At 57.8% G+C, this 22,486-nt stretch carries 23 protein-coding genes and 1 pseudogene; 13 read left to right on the forward strand and 11 right to left on the reverse strand.

All coding sequences use genetic code 11. From position 1 onward, the window contains the following. The 6 genes and pseudogenes from AACY50_RS22395 to AACY50_RS22420 form a co-directional block, all read left to right on the forward strand. Positions 1–329 (forward strand): annotated as a pseudogene (locus AACY50_RS22395) (type VI secretion system tip protein VgrG); the annotation flags it as partial. After that, complete coding sequence (locus tag AACY50_RS22400; protein WP_339495930.1) at positions 322–1,197, forward strand: DUF4123 domain-containing protein; 876 nt, start codon at positions 322–324, stop codon at positions 1,195–1,197. The pseudogene AACY50_RS22395 and the gene AACY50_RS22400, both read left to right, overlap by 8 nt. Beyond that, positions 1,194–3,158: a toxin VasX gene (locus AACY50_RS22405; protein ID WP_339539188.1), complete on the forward strand. Its 1,965-nt coding sequence runs from the start codon at positions 1,194–1,196 to the stop codon at positions 3,156–3,158. The genes AACY50_RS22400 and AACY50_RS22405 overlap by 4 nt, the downstream gene beginning before the upstream one ends. After that, on the forward strand, positions 3,142–4,593 hold the full coding sequence (locus tag AACY50_RS22410) for a hypothetical protein (RefSeq protein ID WP_339539189.1): 1,452 nt from the start codon (positions 3,142–3,144) through the stop codon (positions 4,591–4,593). The genes AACY50_RS22405 and AACY50_RS22410 overlap by 17 nt, the downstream gene beginning before the upstream one ends. A gap of 370 nt (positions 4,594–4,963) precedes the next feature. After that, on the forward strand, positions 4,964–5,773 hold the full coding sequence (locus tag AACY50_RS22415; RefSeq protein ID WP_339539190.1) for a DUF6708 domain-containing protein: 810 nt from the start codon (positions 4,964–4,966) through the stop codon (positions 5,771–5,773). A 187-nt stretch (positions 5,774–5,960) separates the two neighbouring features. Next, entirely contained in the window at positions 5,961–6,386 is a 426-nt protein-coding gene (locus AACY50_RS22420; protein ID WP_339539191.1) for a YciI family protein, read from the forward strand. 134 nt (positions 6,387–6,520) lie between these two features. Here AACY50_RS22420 and AACY50_RS22425 read toward each other — a convergent pair whose 3' ends face one another. The 5 genes from AACY50_RS22425 to AACY50_RS22445 form a co-directional block, all read right to left on the reverse strand. Then, positions 6,521–6,841: a cold-shock protein gene (locus tag AACY50_RS22425; RefSeq protein WP_339539192.1), complete on the reverse strand. Its 321-nt coding sequence runs from the start codon at positions 6,839–6,841 to the stop codon at positions 6,521–6,523. Positions 6,842–7,143: 302 nt separating this feature from the next. Further along, on the reverse strand, positions 7,144–7,815 hold the full coding sequence (locus AACY50_RS22430) for a DUF3313 domain-containing protein (RefSeq protein WP_339466755.1): 672 nt from the start codon (positions 7,813–7,815) through the stop codon (positions 7,144–7,146). Positions 7,816–7,932: 117 nt separating this feature from the next. After that, positions 7,933–8,907, reverse strand: coding sequence for a hypothetical protein (locus AACY50_RS22435; RefSeq protein WP_221732529.1), 975 nt, complete (start codon positions 8,905–8,907; stop codon positions 7,933–7,935). Between the two features lie 141 nt (positions 8,908–9,048). Further along, positions 9,049–9,528 (reverse strand): DUF934 domain-containing protein, encoded by a 480-nt coding sequence (locus AACY50_RS22440; protein WP_221732530.1) that lies wholly within the window; start codon positions 9,526–9,528, stop codon positions 9,049–9,051. Beyond that, complete coding sequence (locus tag AACY50_RS22445; RefSeq protein WP_339539193.1) at positions 9,525–11,198, reverse strand: nitrite/sulfite reductase; 1,674 nt, start codon at positions 11,196–11,198, stop codon at positions 9,525–9,527. Before AACY50_RS22445 ends, AACY50_RS22440 begins: the two co-directional genes overlap by 4 nt. Positions 11,199–11,461: 263 nt before the next feature. Here AACY50_RS22445 and ccoN point away from each other — a divergent pair, with 263 nt between their 5' ends. Together ccoN and AACY50_RS22455 are read left to right on the forward strand one after the other, a co-directional pair. Continuing rightward, a complete protein-coding gene (gene ccoN, locus AACY50_RS22450) occupies positions 11,462–12,889 on the forward strand; it encodes a cytochrome-c oxidase, cbb3-type subunit I (protein WP_339466758.1) in 1,428 nt (475 codons plus the stop codon). 15 nt (positions 12,890–12,904) lie between these two features. After that, positions 12,905–13,126 (forward strand): cbb3-type cytochrome c oxidase subunit 3, encoded by a 222-nt coding sequence (locus AACY50_RS22455; protein ID WP_339466759.1) that lies wholly within the window; start codon positions 12,905–12,907, stop codon positions 13,124–13,126. A gap of 69 nt (positions 13,127–13,195) precedes the next feature. On the opposite strand, the gene AACY50_RS22460 is transcribed toward AACY50_RS22455, so the two are convergent. Further along, positions 13,196–13,687, reverse strand: a complete 492-nt coding sequence (locus AACY50_RS22460; protein WP_339466761.1) for a hypothetical protein — start codon at positions 13,685–13,687, stop codon at positions 13,196–13,198. A gap of 215 nt (positions 13,688–13,902) precedes the next feature. Between AACY50_RS22460 and AACY50_RS22465 the strand changes: the two genes are divergently transcribed. The 5 genes from AACY50_RS22465 to AACY50_RS22485 all read left to right on the forward strand — a co-directional run bounded on the left by AACY50_RS22465 (position 13,903) and on the right by AACY50_RS22485 (position 18,635). Continuing rightward, positions 13,903–15,288, forward strand: coding sequence for a hypothetical protein (locus AACY50_RS22465; protein WP_339539194.1), 1,386 nt, complete (start codon positions 13,903–13,905; stop codon positions 15,286–15,288). Positions 15,289–15,359: 71 nt separating this feature from the next. Beyond that, the gene (locus AACY50_RS22470; protein ID WP_339495923.1) at positions 15,360–16,316 is read left to right on the forward strand and encodes a halovibrin HvnC; all 957 of its coding nucleotides are present in this window, start codon (positions 15,360–15,362) and stop codon (positions 16,314–16,316) included. A 118-nt stretch (positions 16,317–16,434) separates the two neighbouring features. Further along, entirely contained in the window at positions 16,435–17,376 is a 942-nt protein-coding gene (locus tag AACY50_RS22475; RefSeq protein ID WP_339539195.1) for a halovibrin HvnC, read from the forward strand. Next, positions 17,373–17,825: a DUF2599 domain-containing protein gene (locus tag AACY50_RS22480; RefSeq protein WP_339466682.1), complete on the forward strand. Its 453-nt coding sequence runs from the start codon at positions 17,373–17,375 to the stop codon at positions 17,823–17,825. The genes AACY50_RS22475 and AACY50_RS22480 overlap by 4 nt, the downstream gene beginning before the upstream one ends. Positions 17,826–17,942: 117 nt before the next feature. Beyond that, positions 17,943–18,635, forward strand: a complete 693-nt coding sequence (locus tag AACY50_RS22485) for an aspartate/glutamate racemase family protein (protein WP_339539196.1) — start codon at positions 17,943–17,945, stop codon at positions 18,633–18,635. Position 18,636: 1 nt separating this feature from the next. On the opposite strand, the gene AACY50_RS22490 is transcribed toward AACY50_RS22485, so the two are convergent. The 5 genes from AACY50_RS22490 to AACY50_RS22510 form a co-directional block, all read right to left on the reverse strand. Beyond that, entirely contained in the window at positions 18,637–19,155 is a 519-nt protein-coding gene (locus AACY50_RS22490) for a GNAT family N-acetyltransferase (protein WP_339539197.1), read from the reverse strand. Between the two features lie 189 nt (positions 19,156–19,344). Then, complete coding sequence (locus AACY50_RS22495; RefSeq protein ID WP_339466685.1) at positions 19,345–20,325, reverse strand: LysR family transcriptional regulator; 981 nt, start codon at positions 20,323–20,325, stop codon at positions 19,345–19,347. 95 nt (positions 20,326–20,420) lie between these two features. Beyond that, positions 20,421–21,368 (reverse strand): peptidylprolyl isomerase, encoded by a 948-nt coding sequence (locus AACY50_RS22500; RefSeq protein WP_339539198.1) that lies wholly within the window; start codon positions 21,366–21,368, stop codon positions 20,421–20,423. Continuing rightward, the gene (locus AACY50_RS22505; protein ID WP_339466688.1) at positions 21,365–21,835 is read right to left on the reverse strand and encodes a YbjN domain-containing protein; all 471 of its coding nucleotides are present in this window, start codon (positions 21,833–21,835) and stop codon (positions 21,365–21,367) included. Before AACY50_RS22505 ends, AACY50_RS22500 begins: the two co-directional genes overlap by 4 nt. A 17-nt stretch (positions 21,836–21,852) precedes the next feature. Then, positions 21,853–22,482 (reverse strand): DNA repair protein, encoded by a 630-nt coding sequence (locus AACY50_RS22510; protein ID WP_339466690.1) that lies wholly within the window; start codon positions 22,480–22,482, stop codon positions 21,853–21,855. Positions 22,483–22,486: the final 4 nt, after the last annotated feature.

Consider the following 22,486-nt stretch of genomic DNA (forward strand, 5'->3'; position numbering starts at 1 on the left):
CGGCGGATGGAACGCTGGTGATTCAGGCCGGGCCGCATGCGCGGGTTACCGCGAGCCAAGTGGTGATTGATGCCGGGACAAGCCTGACGCTGAGTGCTGGCGGTCATCACATCGTCATCAATTCGGGTGGGATCTTCAGCAGCGTCGCTATCGTCGAGGGCGGCGCGCCAGTGGTTGGAGTGACGGCGTTATCTGCTATCCCATCAGCCGAGATCGCCCTTCAAGCCCCCGTATTAATTCAAACGCAGCGTCTGACCCTGATGGCCAAGAGGCCGATCTGCGCTGTTTGCGAAGCCGCCAAACAGCAGCGTGGAGAAGCCGATGCTTGAATTACCGTCCTTACCCGATGACTTGCCATGGTCCGTGCAGGCCTATTTGCTGCTGGATGGTGTAAGTGTCCCCAACCTGCCGCAATGCCTGCGCCGCTGGGACAATCCGGCTTACTGCCTCTACCAAGGCACACGCTGGCAGGAGCTGGCGGATATTTCGCCGTACCTGATCACACTCAAAGGCGCAGACGATCCGCTGCTCACGTACTTTCAGGAAAACGCCACGCAGGAATGGGGCTTCTTGCTGTTCAGCAAGGCCGATGCGCCAACGCTCTGCAAACACTGGCGTCGCCTGCTCACCGTCAAGCACCCGAGTTCGATTGAGGTCATGCTGCGCATCGCCGATCCAGCCGTCATGCATCCATTGCTGAACCTTGCGCAGCAAGCCAATAGCGCGCGCTGGTTCGGCCCGGTTCAGCACCTGTGCCTGCCCGATGGGCTACACGCCGTCTGGCAACAACATCAACGTGCGGACGCTGCTGCGCCCGACACCACCGATATCTATCAGTTGACCGAACAGGAACTCACCGCTCTGGGAGAGGCGCAGTTTCATCAGTCGGTGCTCAGCCTCAACAATCACTTGCAGCGATATTTCCCCGGATTCATGGCGGCCTGTTCAGCCTGGGAACGCCTTCGATTTGCCGAGAAAACAGCACAGCAGGCCTATCAACAAGGCTTCACCTCGGAACAGGAAATCACCCTCTACGCCAACGTTTTCGGCTATCTGGGCGAACAACCACTGAGCGCCCACCCGGACATTGCACAACTGCTGACAGCGTCCTCCCAACAATCTCCCTTGAGCCGCGTGCGGCGCGCCGCCCAATTGGCGCATGAGCGCACCACCCATTCACCGAGCGACTTGCCATGACAGCCGACGCCAATATTGCCGCCATGGCCAAGAGCGCCCAGGACACCCGTTCCCCTCTGGGAATGTGTCACTTGATGAGCGAAAAAGTGCAACTGTTACCGCTGCGCTATGGCCTGGTCGAACAGCTTGATCCTTCTTCTGAACTGAGCATGCCGCTGAGCCTGAGCAGCCAACCGCTGGGCATTCGACTGTTGCGTGACGGCTACCTGTACATCATCGATAACGGCACCGGTTACTTGCACGAATACCGCATTGAGCAAGGCCAGATCAGCAAACTGGTCTGGAAAGGCCAGGAAGTGGCCAGCGACACGCGCACAGCATCGGTCGGAGAGCCGCAACTGATCTTCACCCGGCAGCACACGCTGTTCGCTGGCTATTCGGAAATCCAGTGGACGGCCTACAAATGTTCGCAAGTGCTCAAGGACGCGACAGAGCGTGAACGTCTGATGCAACGCATCGAACCGGCGAGCGCCTGTCCGGACAAGGGCGGTGCGCACTTGTTGAGCCAGCGTCAGACCAATGCCTGGCTGGCAGAGGTCGCCGAAAAATCCGCGCCAATCGATCTGCCCGAGGGCGCCAACCCGCAAGAGCGCCAGTCTTACGCCTGGGAAGACACGCCGCTATTCAAGAACACGTCGATTGAAACCCTCACCAGCCAAGTGCTGGGGGCCTATCAGAACGATTACCTGTTTCTGGTCTTGCGCGACGACTTCGGCGTGATGCGCGATCTGGCCAGCGCCCAACTGAAAGTCGCGCACTGGCTCGATCAATGGAGCCGCGATGATGCCGCCCAGCGCCAGTACCTGACCGGCGCCTATATTCAGTCGTTGTACGAAGTGACCCCGGCACGCCTTGATGCACTGGCCAACACCGAACCCGCCGTCAAAGCCCTGAAGGACGAGACCAGCGCCGAGCAACAAGCGGCCGTTGACGACTACTTGCGGGCGAAACGTGACAACGCCGGACCGTCAATCTTTGGCGACGAGGCTCATTGGCGAAAAGCGGCGCTGAGCAATCCTTACGCACGCGCCGCCGTCAATTTGCAGGACGCATTGGGTGAAGTGCTTTGGCAAAAACACCAAGGCACGATCACGGCACTTCACTTGCAAACCTGGGAGGCGCTGCACGGAAAAGAGATCGGCCAACGCGGCATCGATCACCTGATCAACCGCAGCGACATGCAAGCATTCGTCAGCCGGCAGCAGACGCTGCTGAGCCATTGGCAAAAGCGCTTGCAGGCCATTCGCGAAGATCGCCTGAACATGATCGTGGGTGGTCATTTTCACCGAGCGGCTTGGTACTACGACTTGCGCAACGACGAGCAGATCCGCCATCGGCTGGAAACCGAATTCCTTTGCGTGGCCGCCCTGTGCTGGAACCGCGAGGCCACGGAAAAACTGGCCACCTACCTGGAAAGCAACCTGCTCACCGTCGTACCGGGGCTCGAGACCCTGACCCTGGCCGATCAGATGGACGTGAGCAAAAAACTCATGGACCTGAGCAGCTTCTCGATCAAGGTCGCGGCGGCGCAGGAAAGCCTTGATGCGGTGGACGTGCTGACCAATCAGTTCAGAAGCTTGATGAATGAGCGGTTGCCGAACTTTGCGGATTTGAATACGCGGTTTAGTGGGCTGCAGAGTTTGTTGGATGGGGGCGTACATGCCAGCGCATCAGTTGATCGCAGCGGATCAGTTGGATCGAGCGCATACAGAATTCAAACGCCAACAACCAATCGATCCCAACAGCTTCATCCGTGGCCTCGGCGTCTCAACTCGCCTGCAACTGCTGCGCGAATTCTCCCGCAGTGGCCTGACCCTGCGGGCCGCGTCGGCGTCCGAATTCCAGGCCTTCAACAAAGCCCGCGATACCGCGCTCGACCTGCGCCGCCGACTCAAGGACAGCTACAAATTGCGTCACCGCGAGTTGTCGCGGCAGATCCATGGCTTGGCCCCATCCGGTAGCGAGCAGGTGCATAACCAGCGCATCAATCAGCTCAGGGCTGCGTTGGTACCGCTGGAGGATAATCTGAGCCGCGCCCTGACCGTCGGCTCAAGCGGGCCGGGACAAATCGGCACGGTGATCGATGGCATGGCCCCGGCGTTGCGAGAGGAGATGCACAGAACCGTGCGTGATTTCCGCGCGACGGGGACGTTTGGCAAACCTATTGTGACTGCGCTGAAATCCAAGGGTGACGGGATTGCGTTATTGCTGTTTGTTTATCAGGGGCAGAAGTTTTTGGAAGCGTTGAGCTCGATTCTGAAAAAGGATGATCGTTCTTTAGTTGATGCAGTGGGTCTCGCTGAATCATTCTTTGGTATGTCGGCTGCGGGATTTGCAGCGGTACAAGGCCTGTCGGTAACCATCCTTCAAGCGCATATCGAGCAAATGGAGAGCGCCGCTGGAAAACTCAACACTATGAGCCGATTAGGCCGCTGGATGGGCATTGCCGGAAGCGGCGCATTTGTAGCAGGGGCCTTGGCCGCTGCTTTCGATTTAGGTAAGCACTCACAGCAATGGAGCAAAGCGCTGGCCGAAGGTAATCACCAAGCATTGGCTGCCACTACTATGCAAATTGCCGGCGACGCTTCCCTCGTAGGCACAAACATCTGGGGGGCCAAACACACGACGTCGATCATCAATCAGGTTCTGAAAAAACCCGCCGAATTGCGAGCTATTGCCTGGGCCGAAGCCAGTCCCCGGCTGCTGGGCATCGCTGCGCAAGCCAATCTCATAGGCTTGATCGGCACAGCCCTGCAACTGCTGGGCGAAGGCTTCTACAACTACTTCAATCTGGACGCCTTGCAAAAGTGGCTGCAGGCCAGCGCTTGGGGCACCGCCAACCAGCAGCGCAGCCTGTCAGAGGACTGGAGTGCATTGGCTACCGTGGTGCAACAACCGACCTGCGAGCTGATCCGCGAGAGTAAGCGCACCTATTTGCAACTCAGATTACCCGGCGTCCGCACACGGGAAATGGACAGCCGCCGACTGCAACTGCTGGCCTATCAGCAAACTCGCGCGGTACCGTTCCCCGGCCCCTACAACAGCCAGTTGCCACCCCGGCGCTGGCAGGAGTGCAGCGCCGCATGGGCCGCGGTGGCCGTAGTCGTCAGCCAGGAAGACGAGGCTCTGACCTTGCACCTGCCGATCCCCGATGTCCTGCAAACATCGGATTTCGCCCTGGCCCTGAACATTGGCTACCAATTGGAAGCCGAACGCGATTTGATCCATCGCACCTGTTTTGTCCTGCGCGATCTGCGCATTTCCACGGAACGTGGTGTACGGTTGCCGGCCCAAGGCCGATTTACACTCGACCCTGTGGAAGCTTTGCCCACTGGATTGAGCAAGGCCCCGTACTGGTTGTTCACCCGCGACGAAATGGCGACTGTCGATGTTTAGCAAACTGTTCAAGCGCAAAAAAAAGCCTGAAGCCAAAGACTCGGCACCGGACATTCGAAGCCAGCGGCCTAGTGCCGGTGAACTGCGGGTCAGGGGCTTGAACGAAACGCTGTTTCTGGCGCCGCTGCCGGTTTATACCGGCCAGGCGCAGGTGTCTCGGCGTAACTTTTCGGCGATGAATGAGGTTTATCTGGAGTTGGGAGGAAGTAACCGAGGGATGGTCGAGCAGGGGAAGATACTCGCATTTGGAATTTGGCTCGTCGTATTCATAACCTTTATTGCGCCCACCCTTTTCATCATTTATGGAGTGCTCTTCTATCCAGAAAACTTCAAAACCCCATTGCAGGAACTACTCGAGTTCCTAAATTTTATGATTCTGATTTCTTGGGGGGGAATCCTCCCCATCGGCGCCTTCATCTACGGCATGCTCTCCAACGTCCGCACCCTCGCCAAAAGTTACCCCGTGCGCTTCAACCGCCAACGCCGCGAAGTCTGCTACATCGACGACACCACCCATCGCGTACTTATCGTGCCGTGGGAAAGCGTGGTGGCCTGGGTCGCTCGCAGTCAGGGCGTCACCAGTTACGGCGCCATGCGCGATTACACCTTCGGCATGGGGCTGGAAGACGAAGAGCACGACACCGTGCAATTTATCCTGTCGGCCCAACCCAGCGATGTGCATGCACTGGGTATGTGGACGTCCATTCGCAATTACATGGAAGAAGGCGAATTGGTGGATGCCCCCAATCCCATGCTCGTTCTGTTGGGACTGACTCCAACCGAAGACGAACTCAAGCCTTATGAAGGCCTGCACACGTTCGAGATTGAACGTAAAGGTGCGCGCTTCACGGGTTCGCTTGACGATGGCGCCGAGCACCTGACCGCCGAACAACGTCACCGTTACGGTTACGGCAAACGCACCTCATGGCCCCTGCGCTGGTGGTACGTGCGCCGCATCCTGACCTTCTGGAAAATGCCCTACCTGATCGCCGAATGGGCGCACCGCAAGGGCCGCCCGACCCTGCCGGAAAACGTGCAAGCCTGGTCGCAACCCCTGCCCCCGGAACAATGGGCCAAACCCAGCCCAGCCCTGCAAAAGGCCAATGCACAGGTCAAACACGCCATGGACAAAAAAGGTGTCAACTTCGTCGATGCCTGCAAAGCGGCAGGGTTGCATTGAGCGCGCCCTTTGAAACCTTGCCCAGCGGATTGAGCGGGACGCCGGACTGGTTGTTAGATATCCAGAACCAGTAACTCGGCAACTCCTACACTGGCGGTTGCTGCATCGTTATTTATCCCGCGTGTCGATTCGCGGCGTTCCCGTTCGACTAAGCAGTGAATCCCCCACACTCCACGGAGTCACCACTATGCGATTCATGATCCTCGTAAAAGCCAGCGCCGATTCCGAGGCCGGCATCATGCCCAGCGAAGAACTGCTTAGCGCCATGGGCAATTTCAACGAAGCACTGGCCAAAGCCGGCATCCTGGTAGCGGCCGATGGCCTGCACCCGAGCAGCAAAGGTGTTCGGGTGCAATTCTCGGGTGATAAACGCACGGTCATTGACGGCCCTTTCATCGAAACCAAAGAGCTGGTGGCCGGCTACTGGATCTGGGACGTGAAGTCGACAGCAGAAGCCATCGAATGGGTCAAGCGTTGCCCCAACCCGATGCCGGGCACCGACTCGGATATCGAGATTCGCCAGATATTCTCCGCCGAGGATTTCGGCGCCGAATTCACCCCGCAACTGCGCGAGCAGGAAGAGCGCATTCGCGAACAGGCGAAGAAGCCCTGACCGCCCCTGCCCACCTCGCGCTCGATTAACTTTAGGAGCTGTCGAGTGAAACGAGGCTGCGATCTTTTGATCTTGCTTCTAAAGACCAAGATCAAAAAATCGCAGCCTGCGGCAGATATCAAGATCGTTGCGGTTCAGATGAGATGTATGTTTTTAGCTTGTTTGCCTGATTTGTCTACCGTTACATCAAACGAAACTCTTTGACCATCTCGAAGCAATTCTATATCTGTACGTTGAAGCTCAGAGAAATGCACAAAAAGATCATTCCCGTCCTCATCCGACGTGATATAGCCAAAACCCTTCGCCTCGTTAAAAAACTTCACCGTTCCCGTAGCCATATTTGCCTTCCTTCTTTCATTTACGCGCAAGCCGATAATTTTGCGCGGCACCCAACCATCAAAAACCCATATCTCCATTCCGACAACTGTCAAACCTGACAGGGTGTAAATATCCACAGTCTCACCCGCCTGCCGCTGGCCTGGCCGCGATTACCTGCTAGCTTCAATCGCAGGTGTCCTGAACGCTTGGTAAAGCAGGATTACTCATTAGCGGCACAGGCGTGCCGGCATCGACAATGTTCATCAGAGAGTCGTGAATTCATGGCGAAGAAAATGAGAAGGCATGCATGGCTATTGGCGGCGGCTCTTTTGCCCGCGATTGCGTTTGTCAGCTGTGGCGTCGGTACTTGAGAACTCGGCTCCCAAGCCCTTAGGCATTGCCTCGGATCACGCCTGAGGCAATGCCTGAAAGCGTCGGCTTATTTGGATTTGAGCTTGAGATAAGACTGGTTCAGATCCGACGCCCAGCCATCGATTACGCTTTTCACGTCATCAGCCTTCATGACCTGCGATTCGTTTGCCAGCGGCTTGCCGGTGCCCTTGCGTACCACCTGAGCAACCACTTTGTTGTTAGCGCCATCCAGGAACACCGCTTCGGTGGCCAGGGTGGTTTCCTGATCACGGATACCGCTCGCCGTACTGACAGCCGCAGCTACCAGCGCAATTGGGATCACTTCATAAGGTTTGAGACCTTCGGTCTTGCTGCTGACGGCGGTGATCGCCGCTCGCACCACCATCACGCCCGGGCCTGGACCGGTGGCCAATGGCAAGGACTTGCCGATTTCGCGTTTGAGTGCCTGATCGTAATAGCGGGTGATACCGTTGAGCGTCTGTTGCGGGATCTTGGCGGTTGGCTGGGGTTGGGGATAGAGCTGGGTCGGTTCAATGTAAACGCTGGTGAACTTGTTGATGTCGGCTTTGGGGTCGATCCAACGCATCACTTCGGCACCGGACGGTGACTTGGCCTCTTTGAGCAGGCTGTAGTCCTTGAGAAACCCGGAGTATTCATCGGGAGCAACGGTTTTGCTGGAGCACCCGAGCACTGCGAGGGTGGCAATGCACAAGGTGCCCATCATTACGGCTGGCTTCATGCTGTAACTCCTTTCAACAAGGCCTGAATGTATTGCGTCAGGGGAAGTTACAGGTATAGCTAAAGTCCGGAAAATTGCACTGCCGCCGAATGAGGGGGCTTTTGCCCCCTCGACTCTTCACCAGGACGACGTCTCGCCACTTCTCAACGCCATCTCACGCCGACTGTTGGCGCGCATCGCCTTGATCAGCGACACCGTACCTACCAACAAAATCGCGGCGCCAAACAGGAAGTCGATGTTGTACAGCTGAAAGTCTTGCACCGGTCCGATCAGCAGCACCCGCACCACCGCAATGCCTGCTAGCGTGGCAAGGAAGTCGATCCCCGGCTCATCGCGATAGAACACCAGCATCAACGGCAGGCACAGCACCAGCAGCATCAACAGCACCACGACCTTGAACGAGCCTTTGCGTTCGACGCTGAACGCGCATTCATGCGGGCCGTAGGCCTTGTAGTCTTCGTCGCGGATCATCGAGTTTTTCTCGTTGATGTAATCGACGCGGTTGTACTTCTGGATCGGTGTGAAGGTGTTGGACATCGCCATCAGCGTGGTGATGTTCTTGAAACGCAAGTCAATGCGTTCGCTCCCCTTGAGGTAATAGAGCACCGGTTTATAGCCGTAACGGTAGGTATCGAACGGGAACTCGGTGACCTGACCCTGAACGCCGATCGGGCGAGGCTCAAGTTCAGCGTAGGCACTTTTGTTGGAGGACGAGAGATTGCGGCTCAGTGGCTGAACCTTGACCTGCTCCAGGAAGATCGGCGTGACGCCGTAGGACCACTGCAACGGTTCCAGACGCAGGCGCAGTTCGTTGCGGCCCAGGTCGTAACGGTTGAACGTGCGTTCGGACACCACCACAGAACCGCTGAGCATGAATTCGCCGCGCAGGTTGTTGGTGACGCGCAAGGTCAGTTGGTCCTTGCCCAGCAACGCCGCCTCGTTGGTCGGCGGTGTGCCGCACCACGCGGTACTTTCACCGGCACCGCCGAGTTGGCCGTCGCGGTTTTCCTTGAATACATAAAAGTAACTGGCCCACAGCGTCAGCATCAAAAGCGACGCGGTGAGGCTCAGGATTTTCTTGCCCGGACTCACTGAACAGACTCCCTTCTTCGGTCCCATCGGCCAGCCGAAAACCCGCTGGCGACGGCGACTCTACCAAAAGGCCACCATCGACCCAAGAAAAAAAGCCCGAAACGTCAGCGCTCTAAGGGTTTCCCCTGTACCGGCAAAGGGTTAGCGGCGGCGGAATAACGGCCGCGGCTCAATCACCGAACGGCCATACAACACGCTCATCCCCGCCAGCCCTTTGAGCGCATCTTCAGCCGATTTGTCTTCGCGCACGGCAAAACTGTCGAACCCGCATTGGCGCATATGGCTGAGTTGATCACGCAGCACATCGCCAATTGCGCGCAACTCCCCTGCCCAGCCGAAACGACTGCGCAGCAGATACGCCTGACTGTAGGCGCGGCCGTCGCGAAAGCTTGGGAAGTCCAACGCGATTAGCGGCAGCGACGCCAGCCACGGGACCAGGCTTTCGACGTCATCGTCCGGCCCCAGCCACACCGCGTGGGTGGACGGTGACTCCAGCCAATGGGCCAGCGGCAGAATCAACAACCCTGCGGGCCTTGGTGTCGAAGGCTCGCGCACCAGCCTCCACGGATCATTCAGCTCAATCCGCGCCACTCCCTGCTCAAGTCGTAACAGATTGTTCATGCCGACACCTCCAGCGCCTTCGGATACACACGCTCCTTGAACGGCTCCAGCCCGATACGCGCCAACGTATCGACGAACAACTCCTCGCTTTCGCGATAGCGCACAAACGTGCCGATAATCCGTTCGATCACTTGCGGCACCTCGGCGGCACTGAACGACGGGCCGATGACTTTGCCCAACGCGCTGTTCTTGCCCTGGGCGCCACCGAGGGTGATCTGGTACCACTCGCTGCCGTTCTTATCAACGCCGAGGATGCCGATATTGCCGATGTGGTGATGGCCGCAAGCGTTGATGCAGCCGGAAATGTTCAAGCTGATATCGCCCAGGTCGTGCAGGTAATCGAGGTTATCGAAACGCGACTGAATCGCCTGGGCAATCGGGATCGACTTGGCGTTGGCCAGCGCGCAGAAATCACCGCCCGGGCAGGCGATGATGTCGGTCAGCAGGCCCACGTTGGCACTGCCTAGACTTTGCTCACACGCCAGTTGCCACAGGGCGTACAAATCCGCTTTCGGCACATCCGGCAGGACGATGTTCTGCTCATGGGCGATGCGAATCTCGCCAAAACCGAAACGTTCCGACCACTGCGCCACCGCGAGCATTTGCAACCCGGTGACGTCTCCTGGCGGTGCCGCCAGACCCGGTTTTGTCGACAGCACGACGCTGGTGTAACCGGCCACTTTGTGCGGCTTCACGTTACGCGCAACCCAGCGGGCAAAAGCCGGGCTTTCGGCCAGTCGCGTGCCGAAGTCCAGATCGGTGTCGGCCAGCGTGCGATAGGTCGGCGGCACAAAAGCGCTGGCGACCCGTTGATACTCGGCGTCGGTCAACTGCGCCGGGCCGTCCTTGAGGTGTTGCCATTCCTCTTCGACTTCTTTGGCGAACGCCTCGATGCCCAGCGCCTTGACCAGAATCTTGATCCTCGCCTTGTATTTGTTGTCGCGCCGCCCGTGGCGGTTGTAGACGCGCAGCACCGCCTCGACGTAGGACAACAAATGCTGCCACGGCAAACCTTCGCGGATCTGCAAACCAAGGATCGGCGTGCGCCCTAACCCGCCGCCGACGATCACTCGCAACAGCATTTGCCCGTCGCGGCCGGGATAAAGATACAGACCGATGTCGTGCATCATGATCGCCGCGCGATCTTGCTTCGCCGAGCAGATGGCGATTTTGAATTTGCGCGGCAAGAACAGGAATTCCGGGTTGATCGTCGACCACTGGCGCAGGATCTCCGCTAACGGACGCGGGTCGATCATCTCGTCCGCTGCGACCCCGGCGAACGCTTCGGTGGTGATGTTGCGCACGCAGTTGCCGGAGGTCTGGATTGCATGCATGTTCACTTGCGCCAGACGCTCGAGGATGTCCGGCACCTGGGCCAGTTCGATCCAGTTGAACTGCATGTTCTGCCGCGTGGTGAAGTGGCCGTAACCTCGGTCGTAATCACTGGCAATGCTCGCCAGCGTGCGCATCTGCTCAGCGCTCAGCGTCCCGTAAGGAATCGCCACGCGCAGCATGTACGCGTGCTTTTGCATGTACAGGCCGTTTTGCAGACGCAGCGGCAGGAACTCCTCTTCACTCAATTCTCCCGCCATGAACCGTTCGACCTGATCGCGAAATTGCGCAACGCGCTCGAACACCAGTGCGCGGTCGTAATCGTCGTATTGATACATGCAGCGGCTACCTCATCAGGTTGAACGAATATCAGAACTATGGGAGATAGCCACTATGCCGTTACAGCGCAGCACGTTACAGATTCACCTGAACGTATAAAAACCGTATCAGGGCGCGGCAGATCGCCGCAGGCAGCAGCCTGATCTGATCCGCACAAATGAAAGATTCCTGAGCCTGTTTTGTTTTTGACGGGGTTTCTACAGTGCAGCTCGTGCCAGACCGGGTGGCCTGGCAAGACTTTGCAACCGTGGATGAACTGACCATGAGCACAGCAACAATCGGACAGGCTTACAACTACAAGGTCGTCCGCCAATTCGTTATCGCGACGGTTTTCTGGGGTGTGGTGGGCATGGCGATGGGCGTGTTGATCGCCTCGCAACTGGTATGGCCGGAAATGAATCTGGACCTGCCGTGGACCACCTTCGGTCGCTTGCGACCGCTGCACACCAGCCTGGTGATTTTCGGTTTCGCCGGCAGCGCGCAATTCGCCGCCAGTTACTACGCCGTGCAGCGCACCTGCCAGGTGCGGCTGTATTCGGACACGCTGGCCGCGTTCACTTTCTGGGGTTGGCAATCGGTGATCGTGATCATGCTGATCACCCTGCCGATGGGCTACACCACCACCAAGGAATATGCCGAGATCGAATTCTCGGGCGCCGTGTGGATGGCCGTGGTCTGGGTCGCCTACGCCGTGGTTTTCTTCACCACTGTGGTGCAGCGCAAAACCAAGCACATCTACGTCGGCAACTGGTTTTTTGGTGCGTTCATTCTGGTGATCGCCATGCTGCATGTGGTCAATCACTTGTCGATTCCGGTGGACTGGTTCAAGTCTTATCCGGTGTATTCCGGCGCCACCGACGCGATGGTGCAGTGGTGGTACGGGCACAACGCAGTGGGGTTCTTCCTGACCACCGGGTTCCTGGGGATGATGTATTACTTCGTGCCCAAACAGGTCAACCGGCCGGTGTACTCGTACCGATTGTCGATCGTGCACTTCTGGGCGCTGATCACCCTTTACATCTGGGCCGGCCCGCACCATTTGCACTACACCGCACTGCCGGACTGGGCGCAGTCGCTGGGCATGGCGATGTCGCTGATCCTGTTGGCGCCGAGCTGGGGCGGGATGATCAACGGCATGATGACGCTCTCGGGCGCCTGGCATAAGTTGCGCACCGACCCGATTTTGCGCTTCCTGGTGCTGTCGCTGGCGTTCTACGGCATGTCGACGTTCGAAGGGCCAATGATGGCGATCAAAACCGTCAACGCCCTCTCCCACTACACCGACTGGACCATCGGCCACGTCCACGCCGGCGCATTGGGCTGGGTGGCGATGATCACCTTCGGCGCGACGTATCACATGGTGCCCAAGGTGTTTGGCCGCGAGCAGATGTACAGCACGCCGCTGATCAACCTGCACTTCTGGCTGGCGACCATTGGCACGGTGTTGTACATCGCTTCGATGTGGGTCAACGGCATTACTCAAGGCCTGATGTGGCGAGCGATCAACGAGGACGGCACGCTGACATACTCCTTCGTCGAGGCGCTGCAGGCCAGTCATCCGGGGTTCATCGTGCGCTTTGCCGGTGGGGTGTTCTTCCTCAGCGGCATGTTGTTGATGGCCTACAACGTCTGGCGCACGGTGCGAGTAGCGGATGTGGCGCTGGCGCGCAGTGAAGCGCAGATCGCCTGAGGCAGGGAGCCGGTGATGTTCGATATTTTCTTGAATGTGCTGGGGGTGGTGTTTTTGTGGCTGGCGGTGGAGTACTGCTTGCGGCACGAGACCGCGCAAAGTCTGGACGATGCGAGCATGGTGCCTTTTGCTGATGATCCGCAGGTGGCTCGGCGAGTTGAGCTGGCAACAGGCAAAACCGTGAAAGCGGTGGCGCCGGAAGAGGCGAAACCGGGTTGGATCAACCTGGATATGTAGCGTTACCCCTTACTTCCTGTGGGAGCGGGCTGGCCGGCTCCCACAGGGGGAAGGTGTGAGCCCTTGAAACTACGCGCGATCACGCGGGATCAGGCTCTGCAGTTGCAACGCCAGAAAATCCGCATCAAACAAAAACGTATCCGGATCCTTCAAGCCATTGGTCTTGCGCCATTGCCACTCTGCGCCCGGCAATCCCACCAGCGAAATACTGCCGTAACGCGCCGCCGTCAAGCCCATCACCGCCAGTGAAATCTGCCCCGCGCTGCCCATCACATCGGGCACGAACTCCACTGGTTTGCCAGCAATCACGATCGTCAGCTTCTCTGTCTTGAAGGTCGAGGTCTCGACCGGAGTGCTCGGTCCGAAGGCGACATAGGCTTCGCGGTTAACCTCCAGCAGATTCGGTGCCTGCACCGGTTGCAGCCATTGCTGAATATTGCCGAACAATTCGGTGATTCGCGTCGCCCATGCCTCCGACTGCGTTGTGAACAGTTGCTTCTTGTGCGCTTCGCTTTCGGCGTAGTGACGAAGCATCTCGCCCAGTTGCTGTACATCGTTCATTTGCTGCATTCCTCAGGGGAGCCTGCGAACTTCGATAGTGGCAGATCGAAGTCTGCGCGTACGGCAATCGTCAGTTTCGTAGTCCTGTACCACGTCTTAATGCGACGGACGGTATGTATCCACCGTGTTCACCTGTCAGATCTGACAGTAGGCACCCGTCCCCCATAGGTTTTAAATACGCCTATCCGTTAATGACACAGATTGGGGCATTCGCGATGGCGCAGCAGATCGATGACGAAGGACCGTTGAAAATCGACCGGGTCAATATTCCCGGCTGCGTTTCGCCAGTGGAGCACCCGCAGAAACCGCACTGTGGCTTGCCACTTTCTTTGATCTCGGATGGAAACATCCAACTGGTCGTCGACCCCTGGACCAATCAGTCCGCTTTTGACTTCGCCGATGTGTTGCTCAATGAGTCCGATACCTCGGTGGCCCATAAAACAATTCAGCCGGGTGAAGAGAACGAGCAATTCGATATGAATTTGCCGGCGGATCTTTTGAATGACGGTATCAATCAGCTTCGTTTACGGGTAAAGCGGATCAGCGGGAACGAGGATAGCTCTGATCCACTGGTTGTGCTTTACCACACGCCGCGACCGGCCGGCGAGATCACCGGCCCCGGGGACAACCCGAATCTGCTCATGAACCTTCCGGCTGACGTGATTACCCATGGTATCGATGCCGACCGGGCAGCGCGCGGAGTGGAGGTCACCCTGAGTTACGTTTACATGCGAGAACACGACGTCATCACGCTCGATTGTGACGGTCGAAACATATCGCATAAGGTGACCGCGGCCCAAGTGACCGCCCGCCGTGTGATTTTGACGCTCACCACCGCCAACTTCTGGCAAGACAACCCGAAATTCGCCCTGCGTTTCAGGGTGGTCGACCAGCTCGGTAATAGCTCGGGGCCGCGCGCAATCTTGTCAAAAACCACGTTTGTTGACGTACACATCCGCAAAATTGAGCTGGATCTGCTCCAACCCAAAGTCCTGGAAGCCAAGGACGCCAACGGCACTGTATTGAATTTTGTGCGCGATTTTTATTCCGCGCAGCACGCGACGGTCGAGGTGAAATACACCGGCTCCGATGAAGGACAGAGCGTCAAGGTGTATTGGCTGGGGCGTAATTCCACTTATGGCAGCGAAATTCAGAACATAACTGTCGCTGGCCAGACGTTGCGTTTTCTTGTTCCTCGCCAGGAAGTGGTGGACACCGTGGGAAGCGGCGCTGCGGTTTACTACACCGTCCGGCTGCCCGGCACCGATGAAGATCTGCCATCGAAAGACCTGCGATTGACAGTCACCAGGCAAAGACACGATCTGCCGGAACCGACGCTGAACGCCGCCAAGGACAACCTTAGAATTTACTACCCTACCCTTGAAGCGGATTACAAAGCCCGGATCTCTTTGACCGTTGGAACAGATCGCCAAGACAGTGAAGAATTTGAAATCACCCAGGCGTCTTATACAAACGTTCCCGTCCCGGCGAGTTGGATCATATCGAACAAAGGGAAGCTGGGGTTATTCAACTACACCCTCAGAAAAACCGGCACAAACGAGCCGATCATCTTTTCCTGGTACTTACGCGTGACGCTCTGACCAGGCCAGAACTCTGCACAACAGCTCCCCATTAACGGTTTCGGTTTACGAATAAACGTAGGGACAGTGTCATGCGTTATCTAATAGCCTTAATATTTATCAGCCTGTTGGCCGGTTGTTCCCAAACCAGTCCACAAGCCCCGACAATGATTAACGCCAGTAGTACGCAAGTAGTGGATGGCTTCGCCATCGCTGCTTATCTGCAAACGCTATACGGGCGCAAATTCCCCAACTGCAACAAAGTAAATTCGCAACCTGCATTTCTCTGTTCCGGCGTGACCATACGGGTCACATTGAAGAGCACCAGTTATAAAGTCTGGGAACCCAGCCCGTTTTCAGTGAGACAGGGTGGTGTCGCATTTTCATACTTGCGGGCGGATGCGGACTTCGGTCGCTTCGCCTATGCGCGTGCAAACGGTTACATCCTTTACCCCGTCCTCGAAGCGCCGGTCGATAAATACAAAATGCACTATTTGTGCGCTTACCCTTATGACGCTTGGTCCCAGACCCGTGAGGCAGACAAGCCATGCGGTCCGCACCCAAGCTATCCGGCTCAAAGCAGACTGTGCCAAGACACTGGGGTAACGACCGCAGAACAGTGGCTCGCCGTGTGGAGGATACCGGAGGGCAACCCCAACCAGCGGCAGTGCGGATTCGACGTGAATGACAATCGCAATGCGCTCGCCGGCCCTGCTTTTTATCAGTCGATCCGCGCCAGAAGCCTGGTGAACGGGAGTGGAGTCAATGAACACAACGAGCTCACGATCAAGACCTGGTGCGATCCCCTCAGCACCAATCCACAGAAGTCTTGTGCGCAATCGTTCCCGGCGAACAAGTTTCCGATCATGGCCTTCTTCTACACGCAAGACGGCCAGGCCCTGGCGGATGCTCAATACAATCAGCGGGATTTCTACAACTCGACCAACCCGAAAATCATCGTGCCGATCATTCGTCTTGTGCTCTCGACCAGCATTCCAGGCACAGCGAAGTTCGAATATATCCCTGCGGATCAAACAGTTACGCCATAAGCGCTTGCAGCGCAGCACCGAAGTACGCGGCATATTCTCGTAATGGCTAACGAGTGCAGTTCCACAAACAACGTGCAGTCGATTTTTCCACCTGTTTTTAACCGGACGAAGACAAACCATGAACAAAATAATTGCATTACTGTTTTTCGCTCTTTTGGTTGGTTGCTCACAACCTGCATCGCAAACGCCTGATGTCATCAGCGGGACCAGTGTTCAGAGCCAGAGAATGGATGGCGCGGCCACCGCTGCTTATCTCACTACGCTGTACGGTCGCCAGTTTCCGAATTGCAACAAAGTGAATTCGCAACCTGCGTTTCTGTGTTCAGGTGTCATGATAAGGGTCACGGACAAAGATCCGAACAACACCTATAAAGTCTGGGACCCCAGCCCCACTTCCATTAAAAATGGCGGTATCAACTTTTCCTACTTGCGGGTTGATAGCAACTTTAACAAGTTCGCCTGGAATAAAACCAATGCCAATGGCTACATTCTTTATCCCGTACTGGAGAGGCCTGCGAATACCGAGCAACTGCAGGTGCTGTGTTCCTATCCCATGGACTCCTATGGGTGGCATCGCAGTTCAACCGCAGTGTGTGTGGCCCACCCGTCTTATCCTGATAGTGGACATTGCCAAGACGCTGGTATCACCACAGCCGAGCAATTCAAGAACGCCTGGAGTTCGGCACCCGGCGACCAAAACAGGCGCCAGTGCGATTTCGACGTGAGGGACGAACGCAATATGCTGGCCGGCCCGGCGTTTTATCAGTCGTTACGCGCTAAATCACTGCTAGGCGCAACAGGCTTCGACCAATGGAACGACGTACTCGTTAAAACCTGGGTCGCCGGTAAACCAAACGGTTTACCAATACTCGCGTTCTTTTACGTGCCAGCAAAAAACGATCCTAATGCGCTCGCCGATGCGCGATACAACCAAAGGGATTTTTATAACGCCACCAACCCGAAAATTACCGTACCGATCATTCGTGTAGCACTTCCCACCGTCATAACCGGTAAGGCCACATTTACCTACGTAGCAGCAGATCAGGGAATCACACAATGAACATACTCAACCCGCCCTCGAACCTCCTCGCGCGTGCACTGGCAGCTGCCTGTCTGACAGTGCTCGGCATTTCTACCGCCCATGCGCAAGACACTGCGTCCGGTGACAGCGTCATTGTGGTCGCAGAGCGCTGCAATAAATACATCGAAAGTGCCCATTGGTTTTACAGAGACTACCAGTGGTCGTTTTCCATCACCCCCACCCCGTGTGCCAGGAGAACGCTGGAATCGGGCACTGCTTACTTGTGGAATGAACTCACACGCGACTACTCCAATAGTCGCTACTGGCAAAACACCCATGGCATGCGTCACCAGTTGATTTGCCACCTGGCCATCGCTCGCGACAAACCAGAATGGAATCTGGAGCCGTGGCGCCCGGATGTGGGGTATGCCAAAACGCTGGCAGCCGGATGTAATCACGTCGCCCCATTGCCAGAACCAGCACCCTGACACCTGAGCAAAACTTCAGCGATACAGTTGATTTGACGCTGGTATCCGTCATTGAACCGAAGGACACTCGGGGCACGCCTGAATCGACCGATACAGGCCATTGCCCGAGGACATTCAATGCGCACCATCGGCCTGATCGGCGGCATGAGCTGGGAGTCCAGCGCCGAATATTATCGACTCATCAATCAGCAGGTGCGTGATCGCCTTGGTCCATTACGGTCGGCGCAAGTGCTGATGTACAGCGTCGACTTCGGCCCGGTCGAACAGGCACAGCATGCCGGGCGCTGGGATGACGCAGCGGCGATTCTGGTGGATGCGGCGCGCAGGCTCCAAGCGGGTGGAGCTGAATGCGTGGTGCTGTGTACCAACACCATGCACAAGGTGGCCGATCACGTTCAGGCGGCGATCAACATTCCGTTCCTGCACATCGCCGAACCGGCGGCGCAGGCGGCTTTGGCGATTGATGCGCGCACCGTCGGGTTGCTCGGCACAGCGTTCACCATGGAACAGGACTTTCTCAAGCAACGCCTGATCGCCCAAGGCCTGACGGTATGGGTGCCGGACGACGCTGAGCGCAAGGAGGTGCACCGGATTATCTACGACGAGTTGTGTGTCGGCGTGATCAGTGACGAGTCGCGGCAAATCTATCAACGGGTGATCGAATCGCTGACCGCACGCGGCGCTCAGGCAATCATCCTTGGCTGCACGGAAATCGGCCTGCTGGTCAAAGCCGAGCACAGCGCCGTGCCCTTGCTCGACACCACCGAACTGCACGCGCAGTCGGCGGTGGCGTTCGCCTTGGGCGACTGACTCAAACCTTCGATGAGCTACGCAGGCGGGCCATGCTCAGGGTGTCGACCCATTGCCCGTCGCGCACCGCGTAATCGCGAAACAGGCCTTCGGTCTCGAAACCGAACTTGCGGTAGAGACCAATAGCCGCCTCGTTATCGGCGAACACCGAAAGTTCGACGCGGTGCAGGTTCATCCAGTTGTCGGCAACCTCGAGCGCCGCTGCCAACAGTTTCGAACCCACGCCTTTGCCCTGCCAGGCGAGCGCTACGCCCATGCCGAGACTGCCGGCGTGGCTGCGGCGAATCCGCGAATAGTTTTCCAGCCCCAGATGGCCGATGACCGCGCCCTGATGCAGCGCCACCAGTTTCACCGTTCGTTCGTTTTCCGCCATCAGCCGTTGCCGCCAGATCTCGGCGGATTGAAACGGCATCTGCAACACCTGCCGGGCAACGGCTGGATCGTTATAGAGCGCGGTAACGCTCTCAACGTGGGACTCGTTGAAACGTTCGAGATGTATCGCGGGGCTGTGCTCGGGCATGGCGGATCCTTCCTGGATCGATGGGTGGCCGATCACTCTAAACCGGCGGTTATCAATTTGGCGAGGTGCAAAACGGTGAGAGCGGCGTGGCGACGATTCGACTGGCTCGCGAATGCGGTGTTTCATTCAAAGCTATTGTTGATTGTTCGGCCGCTTTCGCGAGCAAGCCCGCGACCACAGGGGGCGGGGTTAAGTCTGGAACCATTCGTGGCGCTCGTTGAAGGTGTTGTGGATGAGTTCGATCAGGGTTTGTACTTCAGCGATGTCTTGCGATTGGGCATTCACCGCCAGCCACGCTTGCAATCGCATCGGCTCATCGAACAATCCGGGCAACGCCACCAATCCGCGATCAAACCGGCTCATGTAAGCCGGCAACAAACCGATGCAAGCGCTGCAGCGAATCATCTCCAGCATCAATTCATAAGACTGCATCTGCACCACACCCGCCAAACGTTGTTCGACCAGATCGTTCCATGGGCGAAAGCTGTCGATCTGCCGGTCATGCTGCCATTGCACCAGCATGAAATCGGCAAGGTCATCGGCACTCGCCGGGCGTGCGGTGACGCGGGAGTAGCGTTTGGCGATGTGGGGAAGGTAGTCCAGGCTCGCCAGGCGCTGCGGTGGCTGGGTGGCGAAGGTCGGGCCAGGGTTGGGGGTTTCGCCGTGGGCCAGCCACAGGATGACATCGGCGCTGACGGCGCGCAGTGACAGTTCGCTGTCGAGGGCGATGATGTCCAGACGCACACTGGCATTGCGGCGCAGCAGTGCGATCAGATCGCGCCCGAGGATGTCGTGCAGGATGGACTCGGCGACGGCCAGGCGAATCAGCGGCTGCTCAACCACCGGCAGTTTGCGCTCGTTGGCCAGGGCGACCAGTTTGGCCTGAAGTTGCTGGCCTTCGCGGGTCAGGCTCAGTGCGCTTCCCTGAAAGCTGAACAATGTGTGTTGGAGCTCCTGTTCAAGCTGCGCCAGTTGTTTGCGCAGCAGGGTCGAACGCACGTTGAGGCTGCGCGCGGCCTGCATAAAGCAACCGCAGCGAGCGCTGACCAGAAAATACTGCGCGACCTCAGCGTCGATGCTCGCGGTGTGTGACAGCCAGGGTTCGCTGCCGTCCTGCGCCCAGCGAAAATCGGCGCTGCCCTGTCGTCCTGCGGGTTCGTTGAATGACATCGATGACTCCCTGTCGATCTTTGTATTTTATTGGCTTTGTGCACTGTGAAAAATTTCTGAATCAGACTCCCAAAGTTTTTGTATCGGATAAAAAATCAGTGTTTTTCCTCGAGGACTTTATTGAGTTGCGCCCCGTCGATACTCAGCGTCGCCGTGTTGAGCATCCCGTCCAGATACGCCTGCGCAATCTGCTCCTGACGCTGGGCACGCAAGGCCTGCGTCAGTTGATCGCGCAGTTCATCCAGTGTCGCAGTGCGCGCGGGTTGTTGTTCGGTGAGTTTGATCACATGGAAACCGGCCGCACTTTGCACCGGCTCAGACACCGCGCCGACCTTCAGCCGCGCCACAGCACCGCGCACCTCAGGAACGAGTTGCTGCAACGGTTGCAAACCGGTATCACCACCACGCTCAGCGGTGACGCGATCTTGGGAATACTGAATCGCCAGCGCGGCAAACTCCGCCGGTGTCGCCTGCGCTTTTTTGCTCAGATCGAGCGCCTGCTTGCGCACGGCGTCAAGAGTCTGCGGCTCATTCACCCCAAGAAAAATCTGGCTGACCCGATACAGCGCCGGGGTCTGCCAGTTCACCTTGCCGGCGTCATACGCCTTCTGCAACTCGGCCGCACTCGGGTAATCGGCCGGCACCTCACTGACCGAACGCAGGTAATCGCGAAAGACGATCTGCTCAGTCGCCGCCCGAGTTTGTCGCGCGACGTCCGGGCGCTGCGCCCAACCCTGCGCATCGGCCTGCTCCAGCACGGCTTTCTCGGCCAGTCGCGTGCGGATCCAGCGCTCCAGCGCCTCACGATTACCGCGCAGTTGTTTGCGGGTTTCTGGCGGCACGGCCGCCAGCAGTGCCTGCAATTCGTCAGGCGAAACCTGCTGATTACCCAACCGCGCGACCGCCGGCCCCGTTACCGCCGTCGACACCGGTGCCGGTTGCTGGGCGGCGACCGGGTCACTGCCCGGCCGCAGCACCAGTGCCAGGGCTACCACCAACAGCGCCACTGCTCCAGCGCCGATCACCATGGCAGGCTTTTTCACAGCGCGACTTCCTCTTGCTCGGCGATGGCAACTTTTGCAGTCGAGGCGTGAGCGGCCTGGCTGAAGTCACGCAGATAAACGATGAATTCCTGCAGCAAGCGATCCCACAGTTCCAGATTGCCGCGCAGGTGATCGCTGCTCACGCCGGCGGCCAGCACCACGTCCATTTCCATCACCAGAAACTCGCCCTGCAACGACAGCCGTGCAAAACGTCGCGTCGCGTTCCACTGCTCGGCCACACCTTGTGGCAGCTCACCCTGCACGCGCAGCGCACAACTGAACGTGAAATCGACGTAGGTGCCCTGCTCCACCGCCGGGTTGCCGAAACGCACGGCATAACCGATGCCCTGACTGGCGCTGAGCAATTGGACGATACCGTTCTGTTCGGTCTGGTTGACGCGATAACCGGCCGCTTGCAGGACGTCGGTCAGCGATTGCGGGGAAACGTGGGTGATCAATTGAGTCATTGTTTCTTCCTTGTTTATCAGTGCGCGAGCGCGGCTTGCGGCGCGTCGAATTGAGTCTTGTAGAGCTCGTCGCCAAACCCCTGGGCCAGTTCATCGAACTTGACCCGGGCGCTGCCCGCGAAGGGCTGGCGGATCTTCATTACTTCGGCCACATCGATGTTTTCGTAGGCACTGAGGATCTGCTTGGCGACGCCGTACATCTGCTGATTCTTGACTGAACATTGCTGCACTTGTGTGTCACGTTCAGTCAATTGCGCTTGTAGCCTGGAACGCTCGGCTTCTTTCGCACGGGCCATGACCAACAACTCGTCATAGGCCTTCTTGTACTTGCCGGTCTGCTCAGCGCTGGCCGCCACTTGCGCCTGCGCCTGGCTGTGCAGGCTCTGCTGCTGCCCGGCCAATTGCTCGGCGACGCCTTTGACCTTGGCCAGTTCAGCGGTCAATTGCTTGATTTGCGCCTGCGCAGCCTTAGCCTCGTTTTGCGCTGCCAGTTGCGCAGCGCTGGCCTGAGCCTGCTGACTTTGCAAGGCCTGCAACTGCTGGGTGGTGCTACGCAATTGCGTACGCAAGCGCTCCTCCATGCCCTCGGCACTGGCGCCGGTGGCAACCAACATCCCAAGGCCCAGCAACAACAATCGCGTGTTCATAACC

The sequence above is a fragment of the Pseudomonas sp. RA_15y_Pfl2_54 genome (assembly GCF_963971015.1).
Classification (GTDB): domain Bacteria; phylum Pseudomonadota; class Gammaproteobacteria; order Pseudomonadales; family Pseudomonadaceae; genus Aquipseudomonas; species Aquipseudomonas baetica_A.

What these genes read in the sequence shown, in the direction of transcription:
- AACY50_RS22405 (WP_339539188.1), top strand. Translation starts at nt 1,194, where the DNA reads ATGACAGCCGACGCCAATATTGCCGCCATGGCCAAGAGCGCCCAGGAC.
- AACY50_RS22400 (WP_339495930.1), top strand. Translation starts at nt 322, where the DNA reads ATGCTTGAATTACCGTCCTTACCCGATGACTTGCCATGGTCCGTGCAG.
- AACY50_RS22420 (WP_339539191.1), top strand. Translation starts at nt 5,961, where the DNA reads ATGCGATTCATGATCCTCGTAAAAGCCAGCGCCGATTCCGAGGCCGGC.
- AACY50_RS22445 (WP_339539193.1), bottom strand. Translation starts at nt 11,198, where the DNA reads ATGTATCAATACGACGATTACGACCGCGCACTGGTGTTCGAGCGCGTT.
- AACY50_RS22485 (WP_339539196.1), top strand. Translation starts at nt 17,943, where the DNA reads ATGCGCACCATCGGCCTGATCGGCGGCATGAGCTGGGAGTCCAGCGCC.
- AACY50_RS22510 (WP_339466690.1), bottom strand. Translation starts at nt 22,482, where the DNA reads ATGAACACGCGATTGTTGTTGCTGGGCCTTGGGATGTTGGTTGCCACC.
- AACY50_RS22415 (WP_339539190.1), top strand. Translation starts at nt 4,964, where the DNA reads ATGATTCTGATTTCTTGGGGGGGAATCCTCCCCATCGGCGCCTTCATC.
- AACY50_RS22465 (WP_339539194.1), top strand. Translation starts at nt 13,903, where the DNA reads ATGGCGCAGCAGATCGATGACGAAGGACCGTTGAAAATCGACCGGGTC.
- AACY50_RS22505 (WP_339466688.1), bottom strand. Translation starts at nt 21,835, where the DNA reads ATGACTCAATTGATCACCCACGTTTCCCCGCAATCGCTGACCGACGTC.
- AACY50_RS22455 (WP_339466759.1), top strand. Translation starts at nt 12,905, where the DNA reads ATGTTCGATATTTTCTTGAATGTGCTGGGGGTGGTGTTTTTGTGGCTG.
- AACY50_RS22480 (WP_339466682.1), top strand. Translation starts at nt 17,373, where the DNA reads ATGAACATACTCAACCCGCCCTCGAACCTCCTCGCGCGTGCACTGGCA.
- AACY50_RS22495 (WP_339466685.1), bottom strand. Translation starts at nt 20,325, where the DNA reads ATGTCATTCAACGAACCCGCAGGACGACAGGGCAGCGCCGATTTTCGC.
- AACY50_RS22470 (WP_339495923.1), top strand. Translation starts at nt 15,360, where the DNA reads ATGCGTTATCTAATAGCCTTAATATTTATCAGCCTGTTGGCCGGTTGT.
- AACY50_RS22460 (WP_339466761.1), bottom strand. Translation starts at nt 13,687, where the DNA reads ATGAACGATGTACAGCAACTGGGCGAGATGCTTCGTCACTACGCCGAA.
- AACY50_RS22475 (WP_339539195.1), top strand. Translation starts at nt 16,435, where the DNA reads ATGAACAAAATAATTGCATTACTGTTTTTCGCTCTTTTGGTTGGTTGC.
- AACY50_RS22430 (WP_339466755.1), bottom strand. Translation starts at nt 7,815, where the DNA reads ATGAAGCCAGCCGTAATGATGGGCACCTTGTGCATTGCCACCCTCGCA.
- ccoN (WP_339466758.1), top strand. Translation starts at nt 11,462, where the DNA reads ATGAGCACAGCAACAATCGGACAGGCTTACAACTACAAGGTCGTCCGC.
- AACY50_RS22490 (WP_339539197.1), bottom strand. Translation starts at nt 19,155, where the DNA reads ATGCCCGAGCACAGCCCCGCGATACATCTCGAACGTTTCAACGAGTCC.
- AACY50_RS22440 (WP_221732530.1), bottom strand. Translation starts at nt 9,528, where the DNA reads ATGAACAATCTGTTACGACTTGAGCAGGGAGTGGCGCGGATTGAGCTG.